Source organism: Pseudomonas sp. TE6288 (genome assembly GCF_054062095.1).
Genome location: NZ_JBSSEW010000044.1, coordinates 1 through 13,301 on the forward strand (window position 1 = coordinate 1; position 13,301 = coordinate 13,301).

A 13,301-nucleotide genomic window follows, 5' to 3' on the forward strand; every position below is an offset into this window, starting at 1 on the left:
CTGATCGGCGCTTGACGGGCATCCATGCCCGTCACCTCCCTGCGCAAGCCCTCCGTTCGGCCTCCTGAAGTCGCAATTTGTGTCGCCTGAACTATTGCGCGCTTAGAAGCAAGAGCAACGGCAACGGCAACGGCAACGGCAACGGCAAGATCGGGATCGGGATCGGGATCGGGATCGGGATCGGGATCGGGACAGCCTTGCTCCCCCAACCCATCCTTTACACGTTTTTTGCAAACCCCCATTGGTCCCCGCCCCCCCGGATGGATTAAAGTATCACCCCTCGCCCGGCATCCGCTCCCAGCGCGCCAGGGCCCATCCCCAGGAACCGTCAACGATGGAACACCGTGAGGCGCTGATCGCGCTGCGCACCTTTCTCTCTTCCCAGATCCTCGGCCAGGAAAAACTGGTCGAGCGCTTGCTGATCGTGCTCCTGGCCGACGGCCACATGCTGGTCGAGGGGGCCCCGGGCCTTGCCAAGACCAAGGCCATCAAGGAGCTCGCCGAGGGTATCGAGGCCCAGTTCCATCGCATTCAGTTCACCCCCGACCTGCTCCCGGCCGACATCACCGGCACCGAGATCTACCGCCCGGAAACCGGCAGCTTCGTGTTCCAGCAAGGCCCGATCTTCCACAACCTGGTGCTGGCCGACGAAATCAACCGCGCACCCGCCAAGGTGCAGTCGGCCCTGCTCGAGGCCATGGCCGAGCGCCAGGTCAGCGTCGGGCGCAGTACCTACGAGCTGTCGCCGCTGTTCCTGGTGATGGCCACGCAGAACCCGATCGAGCAGGAAGGCACCTACCCGCTGCCCGAAGCCCAGCTCGACCGTTTCCTGATGCACGTGAAGATCGGCTTCCCCGATGCCGCCGTCGAGCGGCGCATCCTCCTGCAAGCGCGGGGCGAGGCCCTGGGCGGCGAGGTGAAGCCCGAGCGGCGGGTCAGCCAGCAGGCGATCTTCGCCGCGCGCAAGGAAATCCTCGGCCTGTACATGGCCGACGCGGTAGAGGAATACCTGGTGCAACTGGTCATGGCCACCCGCACACCGGCCAAGTTCGACAGCGAACTGGCCGACTGGATCGCCTACGGCGCCAGCCCCCGTGGCTCGATCGCCCTCGACCGCTGCGCCCGCGCCCACGCCTGGCTGGCCGGGCGCGACTTCGTCAGCCCCGAGGATATCCAGGCGGTGCTGTTCGACGTGCTGCGCCACCGCATCATCCTGTCGTTCGAGGCCGAGGCGGCGGGGGTCGACCAGGACCGCGTGGTCCAGCGCATCCTCGACGTCGTCGCCGTCGCCTGACCCCATGCCCACCACGCAGCTGGCCGAACCCGGCATCCGCATCGGCCTGGCCGACCTGATCGACATGCGCCACCGCGTGCGCGAGATCCAGCTGTTCTCCCGGCCCGGCCAACGCAGCCCGCTGGTGGGCCTGCACCACTCGAAACTGCGTGGCCGCGGGGTGGACTTCGACCAGGTGCGGGTCTACCAGGCCGGCGACGATGTGCGCAACATCGACTGGCGCGTCACCGCGCGCACCCAGGAGCCGCACACCAAGCTGTTCCATGAAGAGCGCGAACGGCCGATCTTCATCATGGTCGAGCAGAGCCAGCGGCTGTTCTTCGGCTCCGGATTGATGTTCAAGTCGGTGCTGGCCGCCCAGGCCGCTGCCCTGTTCGGCTGGGCCGCGCTGGGCCACAACGACCGTATCGGCGGGCTGGTGTTCGGCGACAACGAGCACCATGAGGTCAAGCCCAGGCGCAGCAAGCAGAGCCTGCTGCAACTGCTCAACCGCCTGGCCAAGATCAACCAGGCCCTGCACACCGAGGCCCAGCCCCAGGCCGACAGCCTGGGCCTTGCCCTGCGCCGGGCGCGAGAGGTACTGCGCCCGGGCAGCCTGGCCATCGTCATCTGCGACGAACGCGCCCTCAGCGCCAGCGTCGAGCAGCACCTGGCCATGCTCTCGCGCCACTGCGACGTGCTTTTGATGCCGGTCAGTGACCCGCTCGACCACGCTCTGCCCGCCGCCGGCCTGCTGCGCTTCGCCCAGCGCGGCGCGCAGCTGGAGCTCGACACCCTCGACGCCAACCTGCGCCAGGCCTACCGCCAACAGGCCGAGGCGCGCATCGAGCGCTGGGAGCTGCTGGCGCAGAAACTGCGCGTGGTGCTGATGCCGCTGAGCACCCAGAGCGAGATGATCGAGCAGTTGCGTGAGTACCTGAATGCACAGCGCCTGGGAGGCGCGAAATGAACCCGCTGGACCAGCTGCAGCCGCTGATCGCGCCACCCGCCATCGGCCTGTGGCCGCCCGCGCCCGGCTGGTGGCTGCTGCTGGCCATGCTGCCCCTGCTCGGCTGGGGCGCCTGGCGCCTGCGCCACTGGCGCCCGGGCAAGCGCAAGGTGGTGCGCGCCGAACTGCCGCTGGACCCGATCCGCGTCGAGGCCCTGGCCGAACTGGCGCGCCTGCCGCGTCCCTATGACGGGGCGCCCGCCGGGGCCTGGCTGCAGCAGATCAACGCCCTGCTCAAACGTCTGTGCCGTAATCACTACCCGGGGGCCAACAGCCATACCCTCAATGGCCGGCAATGGCTGGCGTTTCTCGACAACCGCTGCCCGGCCGCCGGCCTGACCCGCTGGATGGTGCTGGTCGAAGGCGCCTACAAGCCCGAGTGCAAGCTCGACGACAAGGCCATCGCCGGGCTCGCCCAGGCGGTCGAAACCTGGATCCGCAAGCATGTTTGAACTGGCCTGGCCGTGGATCTTCCTGCTGTTGCCGCTGCCCTGGCTGGCGCGCCTGCTGCTGCCGGCAGCCGACAGCGGCGAACCGGTGCTCAAGGTCGGCTTCCTTGACGAGCTCGAGGGCCTGGCCGGGCGCCGTGCCCGCCTGAACCTGCCAACCTGGCGCCAGCAGGCACCGTTCATCCTGATCTGGTTGCTGCTGTTGCTGGCCGCGGCGCGCCCGCAATGGCTGGGCGACCCGGTACCGGTCTCGGCCAGCGGTCGCGACCTGCTGGTAGCGGTGGACGTGTCGGGCTCGATGGACTACCCCGACATGCAGTGGAAGGACGACGAGATCAGCCGCCTGGACCTGGTCAAGGCACTGATGGGCGACTTCCTGCAGGACCGCCAGGGCGACCGCGTCGGCCTGATCCTGTTCGGCAGCCAGGCCTACCTGCAGGCCCCGCTGACCTTCGACCGACGCACCGTGCGCACCTTCCTCGACGAAGCGCAGATCGGCATCGCCGGCAAGAACACCGCCATCGGCGACGCCATTGGCCTGGCCGTCAAACGCCTGCGCCAGCGCCCGGCGCAGAGCCGGGTGCTGATCCTGATCACCGACGGCGCCAACAACGGCGGGCAGATCCACCCGCTGACTGCCGCCCGCCTGGCGGCCCAGGAAGGCGTGCGCATCTACACCATTGGCATCGGCGCCAACCCCGAGGCCAGCGGCACGCCGGGGCTGCTGGGGCTGAACCCAAGCCTGGACCTGGACGAAGCCGCGCTCAGGGAGATCGCCGAAATCACGCACGGCAGCTACTTCCGCGCCCACGACGGCGCCGAACTGGGTGCCATCGGCGACACCCTGGACCAGCTCGAGCCAGTGGCCCAGCAGCCGACCCAGGCCCGCACCGCCCATGAGCTGTACGCCTGGCCACTGGCCCTGGCGCTGCTGCTCAGCGTGCTGCTGGTGGTGGCCGTGCAGTGGCCGGACAACCTGCTGCAACGCCTGCTGCGCAAACCGCGCTTCCTGCAGCCCCACCCGGAATGGCGACAGCGCCTCAAACGCCTGCGCCTGAGGAGGCGGCGATGATCGAACTCTGGCCGCAATGGCTGCGCCCGCTCTGGCTGCTGGTACTGCCACTGCTTGGCTGGCTGCTGTTCAAGCTCTGGCACCGGCGCAAACGCGCCGGACGCTGGCAGTTGATCCTGCCGCAGCCGTTTCACGCGGTACTGCTCGGCGGCGGCAGCGGCAGCACCAGCAAGCTGCCGTGGATCGCCCTGGGCCTGGCCTGGCTGCTGATCGTCCTGGCCCTGCTCGGCCCCAGCTGGCAACGCCTCGAGGAAACGCGCCAGCGCCCGGCCGACCCGCTGGTGATCCTGCTCGAACTGACGCCGCAGATGCTCGCCGAGGACAGCGCGCCGAACCGCCTGGAGCAGGCCAGACGCAAGGTCCTCGACCTGCTCGATCACCGTCGCGACAGCCAGACCGCGTTGATCGTCTATGCCGGCAGCGCCCACACCCTGGTGCCGTTGTCCGATGACCTCGGCACCACGCGCAACCTGCTCGAGGCCGTCGACCCGACAATCATGCCGCAGCCCGGCCAGCGCGCCGACCTGGCCGTGCGCAAGGGCCTGGCCCTGCTGGCCCAGAGCGGCCTGGGCCAAGGCCGCCTGCTGCTGATCGGCGCGTCGCTGAGCGAGCTTGAGCGCGAAGGCATACGCCAGGCCCTTGGCCGCCAGGGCCCGAGCCTGCTGATGCTGGGCGTCGGCAGCGCCGAGGGCGCGCCAGTGCGCCAGGCCAATGGCGAGTACCTCAAGGACGACCAGGGCGGCATCCTTTTGCCGCGCCTGGACAGCGCCTCGCTGAAGTCCTTCATCGGCTCGACCGGCGGGCGCTATCGCCATGCCCGCATCGACGACCTCGACCTGCGCGGCCTGGGCCTGTTCGACAACCCACGCTTGCTGCACAACGATGGCCAGACCCTGCAACTGGACAGCTGGGCCGACCAGGGCTACTGGCTATTGCTGCCCTTGCTGCTGCTCGCCGCCTGCGCCGGCCGGCGTGGCTGGCTGTTCTGCCTCCCCCTGCTGCTGGCCCTGCCGCAGCCAAGCCAGGCCTTCGAGTTCAACGACCTGTGGCTGCGCCCCGACCAGCAAGGCCAGCGCCTGCTGGAACGGCAACGCCCCGCCGAGGCCGCTCGGCACTTCGCCGACAGCCAGTGGCGCGGCATGGCCCTGTACCAGGCCGGCGACTTCGAAGGCGCCGCCGCCGCGTTCGCCCAGGCCGGCACGGCAGCCGCCCACTACAATCGAGGTAACGCCCTGGCCCGCGCCGGCGAACTGGAAGCGGCGCTGGACGCTTACGAACAGGCACTGGAGCGTCAACCCGACCTGAAAGCGGCGCTGGACAACCAGGCCCTGGTCCAGCAACTGTTGCAACAGCGCCAGGCCAAGGCCGAGGAACAGCCGAACAACGCCGATGCCCGGGACACGCCCGGCAACGAGACCGAAGGCAACAGCAGCTCGACCAGCAGCCAGGCCCAGGGCACGCCGGACAGCGACAACCCGACACAAGGCCAGCAGAACGGTGACAGCCAGGGCAACTCCCAGGCCCCGTCCGGCACTGCCGGCGGCGATGACGACAGCATCACCCAGCCGCCCCAGCGGCCGCTCTCCACCAGCCTCGACGCCGAACAGCGCCAGGCCCTGGAACAATGGTTGCGGGAGATCCCCGATAATCCGGCGGAACTGCTGCGGCGCAAATTCTGGTATGAACAGCAATTGCATCAGGAAACCCCACGATGAGTCGCTTCGGCGTCTTTCTCCTAGGCCTGTTGTGGAGCCTCGCGGCCCAGGCCGAACCGACCCTGCAGGCCAGTGTCGACCGCACGCGCCTCGAGGCCGGCGAAACCCTGGAGCTCACCCTCGAGAGCCAGGACGTGACCCAGTTCGGCAAGCCCGACCTGCGCACCCTTGAGCCCGACTTCGAGGTCCGTGGCACGCGCCAGCTCAACAGCCTGCACACCCTCGACGGCGAGACCCGCGCCAGCACCCGCTGGATCATCACCCTGCTGCCCCGGCGCAGCGGCAGCCTGCGCATCCCCGAGCTGCAACTGGGCCAGTCACGCAGCCAGGCCATCGAGCTGCAGGTGCAGCAGGCCGACAGCCAGCGCCCGGACGCAGCGTCGCAAGTGTTCGTCGAGGCCACCCTGGACAGCAGCGCGGTCTATGTCCAAGCCCAGGCCGTGCTGACCCTGCGCATCTACCATTCGGTGGCGCTGTACGACGACAGCAACCTCAGCCCGCTGCAACTGGAGAACGCCAAGGTCGACCCGCTGGGCGAGTCGCGCACCTACGAGAAAGAAATCAACGGCGTGCGCCATGGGGTGATCGAGACCCGCTACGCCATCTACCCCCAGCAAAGCGGCAACCTTGACGTGCCGCCGCTGCGCTTCACCGCCACCGCAGCCGACAATGGCGAGCAACCCGCCGGCACGCCAAGGGTCGGTCGCCAGGTGCAGGTCAGTTCGCTGCCGTTGCGCCTGACGGTCAAGCCCATCCCGGCCGGCTACCCGGCCGACCGCCCCTGGCTGCCGGCACGCAGCCTGACCCTTGAAGAACACTGGAACCCCGACCCGAACAACCAGCCGACGCAGATCGGCGACTCGTTGACCCGCAACATCAGCGTGCGCGCCGAAGGCCTTTCAAGCACCCAACTGCCGCCGTTGCCGGCCACCGAGGCAATCGGCCTGCGCCGCTACCCCGACCAGCCGTTGCTGCGCAACGAGATCGGCGAGCGCGGCATGGTCGCCAACCGCGAGGAACGCGAGGCACTGGTGCCGACCCACAGCGGCGAACTGGCCTTGGCGGCGCTGGAGGTGACCTGGTGGAACACCCGCGAGGACCACCTGGAGCACAGCAGCCTGCCGGCACGCACCCTGAACGTGCAGGACAATCCGGCGCTCAGCGCCGACACCCCGGCCGGCGACAGTAACATGGCCCCAGGCCTGCTCTGGCCCTGGCAACTGGCGACGTTGGTGCTGGCGCTGACTACCCTGCTCGGTTTCACCCTGTGGTGGCGCGCCCGTTCGCAACCGGCGGTACTGCGGGCGGCGCAGACTGGCCCGAGCCCACGCACGCTGCTCGACGACCTCAAGCGCGCCTGCCAGGCCAACGACCCGCAGGCCACCCGCCAGGCGCTGGACGCCTGGGCGCGACAGCAGCCGGAAACCCTGGCCGAGATGGCGGCGCGTTTCGTGCCGTTGTCCGATGCGCTGGATGGGTTGAACGGTGCGTTGTACAGCGAGAGCGGCCAGTATTGGCATGGCGACGAGCTGTGGCGGGCGATCGGTGCCATACCGCCGGCCGAGCAGGTGCTGGCGCCAACGGGTGAGGCCAGTAGCTTGCCACCGCTGTATCCCAAGTAGCCTCATCGCGGGCCAAGCCCGCTCCCACAAGTCCGCGATGGGTTACCATACCGCCCGAATCCAAACGCCCCCTGCCGCTTACCCTACGGATCTTCCATGCGTCTGTTTCACACCTCCGACTGGCACCTGGGCCAGAGCCTGCACGGCCAGGAACGCGACTTCGAACACGCCTGCTTCCTCGACTGGCTGCTCGGCCAGTTGCGCTTGCGCCAGCCCGACGTGCTGCTGATCGCAGGCGACATCTTCGACACCGTCAATCCGCCGGTCAAAGCCCAGGAGCGCCTCTACGACTTCATCGTCCAGGCCCACGAGCAACAGCCCAAGCTGGATATCGTGATGATTGCTGGCAACCACGACTCCGGCTCGCGCATCGAGCTGCCGGCGCCACTGATGCGCCGCCTGCGCACCCACGCCCTGGGCCGCGTGCACTGGCTCGACGAAGGCCAGCTGGACGCCGAGCGCCTGCTGATCCCGCTGACCAACGCCCGCGGCAAGGTCGGCGCCTGGTGCCTGGCCCTGCCCTTCCTGCGTCCCGCCGAAGTCACCGGGCCGGCGCTGGGTGACGACTACCTGCAGGGCATCACTCAGGTCCACGAGCAGTTGATCGCGGCGGCGCAGAAGAAACGCAAGAAGGACCAGGCGCTGGTCGCCATCAGCCATGCGCACATGGCCGGCGGCAGCATCTCGGAAGACTCCGAACGCAGCCTGATCATCGGCAATGCCGAGGCGCTGCCAGCGCGGCTGTTCGACAAGGCCATCAGCTATGTCGCCCTGGGTCATCTGCACAAGCCGCAGAAGGTCAACCGCGAGGATCGCATCCGCTACAGCGGCGCGCCGATCCCGCTGTCGTTCGCCGAGATCAACTACCCGCACCAGGTGCTGGAAGTGGAGCTGGAGGGCACCGACCTGATCAGCGTCGAGCCGCGCCCGGTGCCGCGTGCCGTGGCCCTGCAGCGGGTCGGCCCGGCACCGCTGGGCGAGTTGCTCGGACAACTGGGGCAGTTGCCGGTGATCGACCTGCTCGAGGACCCCAACCGCCAACCCTGGCTGGAGGTGCGGGTAAGCCTGGACGAGCCGCAGCCCGACCTGCGCCAGCAGATCGAGACAGCCCTGCAGGGCAAGGCTGTGCGCCTGGTGCGCATCAGCGCCGAGTATGCCGGCGTCGGGCGCCAGGAGGAGGATGAACAAGCCTTTGTCGAACTGGCGCAGCTGACCCCGCAGGACCTGTTCGGCCGTGCCTGGCAGCAACAGTACGGCAACCCCGCCGACGAGCAGGCCCTGGCCGACTTTGCCGAGCTGCTGCAGGACGTGCTGCAAGAAGAGGAACGACCATGAAGATTCTCGCCATCCGCCTGAAGAACCTGGCCTCCCTTGCCGGCCCCCTCGACATCGACTTCACCGCCGAGCCCCTGGCCAGCGCCGGCTTGTTCGCCATCACCGGGCCGACCGGAGCCGGCAAGAGCACGCTGCTCGACGCCTTGTGCCTGGCCCTGTTCGGCAACGTGCCACGGCTGAATGATATCGCCCGGGAAGCCAAGGTGCCGGATGCCGACAGCGAGATCCCCACCTCCGATCCACGCAACCTGCTACGCCGAGGTACCGGCAGCGGCTTTGCCGAAGTGGATTTCATCGGCATCGACGGCTGCCGCTACCGTGCCCGCTGGGAAGCCAACCGCGCCCGCGAGAAAGCCACCGGCAAGCTGCAGAACAGCCGCCAGAGCCTCTACGACCTGGACAGCGAGCAGTTGCTGGGTAGTGGCAAGAACGAATACAAGCAACTGGTCGAGGCTCGCCTGGGCCTGAACTTCGAGCAGTTCACACGTGCAGTGATGCTCGCCCAGAGCGAGTTCGGCGCGTTCCTCAAGGCCGACGACCGTGAGCGCAGCGAGTTGCTGGAAAAGCTCACCAATACGGCGATCTACACCCGCCTCGGCCAGCGCGCGTTCAGCAAGGCTCGGGAAACCGGCGAGGTTCACAACGACCTGAAGAGACAGGCCGAGCACCTGCTGCCGATGGACGCCGAAGCCCGCGCCACCCTCGACCAGGAACTGGAACAGGCCCAGCAACAGTTCAAGGCCGAGCAGGCGCGCCAGCGCCTGCTCGAGCAACAGCGCACCTGGTTCGAAGAACAGCAGCGCCTGCAAGTCCAGCACCATGAGGCCGGCACTGCCCTGCAAGCCGCCGAGCAGGCGTGGCAGCAACTGGCCGAGCAGCGCGTCGACCTGCAACGCCTGGAGCGCCTGGCGCCCCAGCGCCACCAATTCCATCGCCAACAGCACCTGGCCGCGCAACTGGCCCCGGTGCAGGCGGATATCGACCAGCAACAACGCCAGCAAAGCGATCTGCAGCAAAATATCGACACACAGCAGCAGGCCCTCGAGGCAGCCCGCCAGCACCTGGCCCGGCAGCAAGCCCTGCAAGGCGACAATGCACCGCGCCTGCGCCAGGCCTTCGCCGCTCAAGGTGACATCGCACGTCTGGACAAAGACCTCGCCGCGCAGCGCGAAGCCTGTAACCAGGCCGAGCAGGAGGCCAGCGCAGGACAGCAGCAACTGCAACAGCTGGAAGACCATCAGCAGCGCAGCCAGCAGCAGTTGTCGCAGATCGATGCCGCCCTGGCCGAAAGCCAGCACCTGGGCGGCCTCGCCGACGCCTGGCAGGCCTATCTGCCGCAACTCAAGCAGGTCATGCTGATCGGCGGCCGCCTGGCCAAGGGCCGCGAAGAGCTGCCCGGGCTGCAGGCCCAGGCCAGCCAGGCCAACGCCCAACTGCAAGCGCAACGCGAGCATTTCGAACTGCTGTTCCGCGAAGCCGGTGCCGAACCCCATGCGTTGGCCGAGCAGGTCGATCTGCTCGGCGCCATGCTTCAGGACAACCGCAAGCAACAGCGCGCCGTCGAAGAGCTGAGCCGCCTGCATGGCCGCGAGCAGGAACTGCGCCAGGCCCTCGCCGCCCTGCGTGAACGCCAGCAGCAAGCCATGCAGCGGCGCCAGCAACTGATCGGCGAAGGCACCGCGGCCAAGGCCGAGCTGGAAAGCGCAGAGCAAGCGCTGACCCTCACCCGTCAATTGCTCGAACGCCAGCGCCTGGCGCGCAACACCAGCGTCGAGGAGCTGCGCGCACAACTGCGCGACGGCGAGCCTTGCCCGGTCTGCGGTAGCGCCGAACACCCGTTCCACCAGCCCGAAGCGCTGTTGCACAGCCTTGGTCGGCACGACCAGGCCGAGGAAGAGGCGGCGCACAAGCAAGTCGAGCAGCTCAATGGCAAGCTGGTGGAACTGCGCACCGAACTGGGCGTGGTCAATGCCCAGCTCAAGGATTACCAGCAACAGCAGCAGCAGCTCGGCGAGCAGTTGCAACCTGTGATCGAACAGGTCCAGGCCCACGCCCTGTGGCCGGCACTTGCCCCGCAGGACGACGCTGCCCGCGGCAAGTGGCTCGATGGCCAGTTACGTCGACTCGGCGAGGAAATCGAGCGCGACGAGAAACGCCAGGGCGCCCTGCTCACCTTGCAAAAGGATGCCGCGCGCCTCACCCAGCAATTGCAGACCGCAGGCGAAGCCCAGCAACAGGCGCAGCGTCACCTCGACCAGCAACACCAGGCCCTGGCCGCCGACGCCCAGCAATTGGAACAAAGCCTCGACGGCTTGGACAGCGTGCTGCCCCAGGATATTCTCCAGGCCCTGCGCGACGACCCGTCCAACGCTTTCATCAGCCTCGACCAGCAGATCGCCCAGCGCCGTCAGCAGCTCGACCTGCGCAAGGACGAGCAGGAAGAGCAACAGGCCCGTCAAGTCCAGCTCGACAAGCTGCGCGACCAGCAACAGGCACGCCTGCAAGGGCAGCAGCAACTGCAACAGAAACTCGCCGCGCTGGACGAGCAACACCAGCAGGCCCGCGCCACCCTGGGCGAGCTGCTCGGTGAACAGCCCAGCGCCGAAGCCTGGCAACAGTACATGGACACCCAGCTGGAACAGGCGCGCAGCGCCGAGGCCGACTGCGCCCAGAAACTGCAAGCGCTGCACACCCAAAGCGTGCAGCTGGCCGCCGACCTCAAGGCCAACCAGCAGCGCCAACAGGCCCTGGAACAGGAGCATCAGCAGTTGCAGGGCGAGATCGCCCACTGGCGCAGCGCGCACCCTGAGCTGGACGATGCCGGCCTTGACCGCCTGCTGGCCATCGACGATGCCCAGCTCGGTGAACTGCGTCAGCACCTGCAAACCGCGGAGAAGTCCATCGAGCAGGGCCGCGTGCTGCTTCAGGAGCGTGAACAACGCCTGCAGCAGCATGCCAGCCAGGCCCACGGCGAGTTGCCGGTGGAAGAGCTGGAGCAAGCGCTAAGCGAGCTCCAGCAGCAGTTGGCTGTTCAAGAACAAAGCTGCGCCGAGCTACGCGCGCGCCAGGCCGACGACCAGCGCCGCCAGCACGCCAGCCAGGCCCTGGCCGAGCAGATCGAGCAGGCTTACCAGCAATGGCAGCGCTGGGCGCGGCTGAATGCGCTGATCGGCTCAGCCTCCGGCGATGTGTTCCGCAAGATCGCCCAGGGCTACAACCTCGACCTGCTGCTGCACCACGCCAACAGCCAGCTGCGCCAGTTGGCCAAACGCTACCGCCTCAAGCGTGGCGGCAGCGCCCTGGGCCTGCTGGTGCTGGACACCGAGATGGGCGACGAGCTGCGCTCGGTGCACTCGCTGTCGGGTGGCGAAACCTTCCTGGTCTCACTGGCCCTGGCTCTGGGCCTGGCGTCGATGGCCTCGAGCACCCTGCGCATCGAATCGCTGTTCATCGACGAAGGTTTCGGCAGCCTCGACCCCGAGTCGCTGCAACTGGCCATGGACGCCCTTGATGGCCTGCAGGCCCAGGGCCGCAAGGTGGCGGTAATCTCCCACGTGCAGGAGATGCACGAGCGCATCCCGGTGCAGATCAAGGTGCGCCGCCAGGGCAACGGCCTGAGCGATGTCGAGGTGTGCGGGTGATCCTCTACTCGTTCCGCCGCTGCCCCTGGGCCATGCGCGCACGCCTGGCGCTGCGCTACGCCGGGTGCGAGGTGCAGGTGGTCGAGGTAAAGATGAAGGAAAAGCCCGCCGCACTGCTGGCACTGTCGCCCAAGGGCACGGTGCCGGTGCTCGATAGCGGGAATGGCGTACTGGAGGAAAGCCTCGACATCATGCGCTGGGCGCTCGACCGACACGACCCCGATGACTGGCGCCTGCTGGCCGACCCGGCGGCGGCGCGCCAGGCCGAAGCGCTGATCGCCCGCAACGACAGCACGTTCAAGGCGCAGGTGAACCTGTACAAATATGCCGAGCGCTATCCAGAGTATTCCCGGGCCCATTACCGCACCCAGGCCGAACCCTGGCTGGCCGAGCTGGAAAGCCTGCTCGAAAACCGGCCTTGGCTGTTGGCCGACCACCCGTGCCTGGCCGACGCCGCCTTGCTGCCCTTGATGCGCCAGTTTGCCGGGGTCGAACCGCAATGGTTCGCCGAGGCGGCTTATCCGCGGCTGCGGAGCTGGTTGCAGGGCTGGCTGGAATCGGCGCTGTTCAAGGCCGTGATGGCCAAGTGAGACAGCGTGTCGCTCAGAGCGCCAGAATCGGCGCGGACATCAACAACAGCACAACCGCCGTGATACGCCACATCATGCTCTGCCCCTTTGGCGAGTCAAAAATTTAGCGTCAAATTAAATCACATGGCTTTGTGCTATTACCAATGCCTTTACACACTCAATTGGAGTGCTTGCTCAAGGCAGCATGGAAATGCGCGCTTTGTTGCAGGTACTTCTGGGTGTAGCTGTGGGTGCTCGACGCCTTCGCGTGCTGCTCCGCCTGGGCATGGGCTGGCAGAACGACGGAGGCGGAGATGGCGGAGGCGGCGATGAGTGGGAAGAGATTGAAGTTCATGCTGGCAGACCTCGACTTCGGTGGTTGACGTTGGCCCGTCGGGGCCTTGGTTCAAAACTTACGCCGATAGGTCCGCCTGTAAAAATTCATTACGGCAGTAGCCATTATCATGGCCATTGATAATCAAGGCGTGAGGGCAACAACGTGGGAGCGGGGGTGGCCCCCCCACGCCGGGCCGGCCCCCAAGCGGGGGCAGCCCCCGCCCCCCCCCGAGGGTTTGAGCCCCAGCCAATAATAGAGGTCACTAAGGTGCGAAAGCCC

At 67.5% G+C, this 13,301-nt stretch carries 10 protein-coding genes and 1 pseudogene; 9 read left to right on the top strand and 2 right to left on the bottom strand.

Annotated elements, in window-relative coordinates; translation table 11 throughout:
- Window positions 1-242: pseudogene (locus ACVWY1_RS25835) on the bottom strand (hypothetical protein); the annotation flags it as partial.
- A 92-nt stretch (window positions 243-334) separates the two neighbouring features.
- Here ACVWY1_RS25835 and ACVWY1_RS25840 point away from each other — a divergent pair.
- The 9 genes from ACVWY1_RS25840 to ACVWY1_RS25880 all read left to right on the top strand — a co-directional run bounded on the left by ACVWY1_RS25840 (window position 335) and on the right by ACVWY1_RS25880 (window position 12,706).
- On the top strand, window positions 335-1,294 hold the full coding sequence (locus tag ACVWY1_RS25840) for an AAA family ATPase (RefSeq protein WP_011532987.1): 960 nt from the start codon (window positions 335-337) through the stop codon (window positions 1,292-1,294).
- A gap of 4 nt (window positions 1,295-1,298) precedes the next feature.
- Window positions 1,299-2,243, top strand: coding sequence for a DUF58 domain-containing protein (locus ACVWY1_RS25845; RefSeq protein WP_102685379.1), 945 nt, complete (start codon window positions 1,299-1,301; stop codon window positions 2,241-2,243).
- A complete protein-coding gene (locus ACVWY1_RS25850; RefSeq protein WP_046854739.1) occupies window positions 2,240-2,734 on the top strand; it encodes a DUF4381 domain-containing protein in 495 nt (164 codons plus the stop codon). Before ACVWY1_RS25845 ends, ACVWY1_RS25850 begins: the two co-directional genes overlap by 4 nt.
- Entirely contained in the window at window positions 2,727-3,803 is a 1,077-nt protein-coding gene (locus ACVWY1_RS25855) for a vWA domain-containing protein (RefSeq protein WP_102685378.1), read from the top strand. Before ACVWY1_RS25850 ends, ACVWY1_RS25855 begins: the two co-directional genes overlap by 8 nt.
- On the top strand, window positions 3,800-5,518 hold the full coding sequence (locus ACVWY1_RS25860) for a vWA domain-containing protein (RefSeq protein ID WP_457378945.1): 1,719 nt from the start codon (window positions 3,800-3,802) through the stop codon (window positions 5,516-5,518). Before ACVWY1_RS25855 ends, ACVWY1_RS25860 begins: the two co-directional genes overlap by 4 nt.
- A complete protein-coding gene (locus tag ACVWY1_RS25865; protein ID WP_457378946.1) occupies window positions 5,515-7,140 on the top strand; it encodes a BatD family protein in 1,626 nt (541 codons plus the stop codon). The genes ACVWY1_RS25860 and ACVWY1_RS25865 overlap by 4 nt, the downstream gene beginning before the upstream one ends.
- A 96-nt stretch (window positions 7,141-7,236) precedes the next feature.
- Window positions 7,237-8,475 carry an exonuclease SbcCD subunit D C-terminal domain-containing protein gene (locus ACVWY1_RS25870; protein WP_457378947.1) on the top strand — a complete coding sequence of 413 codons (1,239 nt, stop codon included), beginning with the start codon at window positions 7,237-7,239 and terminating at the stop codon, window positions 8,473-8,475.
- Window positions 8,472-12,116, top strand: a complete 3,645-nt coding sequence (locus ACVWY1_RS25875; RefSeq protein ID WP_457378948.1) for an AAA family ATPase — start codon at window positions 8,472-8,474, stop codon at window positions 12,114-12,116. Before ACVWY1_RS25870 ends, ACVWY1_RS25875 begins: the two co-directional genes overlap by 4 nt.
- Window positions 12,113-12,706: a glutathione S-transferase gene (locus ACVWY1_RS25880; RefSeq protein WP_277505139.1), complete on the top strand. Its 594-nt coding sequence runs from the start codon at window positions 12,113-12,115 to the stop codon at window positions 12,704-12,706. Before ACVWY1_RS25875 ends, ACVWY1_RS25880 begins: the two co-directional genes overlap by 4 nt.
- A gap of 157 nt (window positions 12,707-12,863) precedes the next feature.
- Here ACVWY1_RS25880 and ACVWY1_RS25885 read toward each other — a convergent pair whose 3' ends face one another.
- On the bottom strand, window positions 12,864-13,040 hold the full coding sequence (locus tag ACVWY1_RS25885; RefSeq protein ID WP_277505140.1) for a hypothetical protein: 177 nt from the start codon (window positions 13,038-13,040) through the stop codon (window positions 12,864-12,866).
- Window positions 13,041-13,301 lie beyond the last annotated feature (261 nt).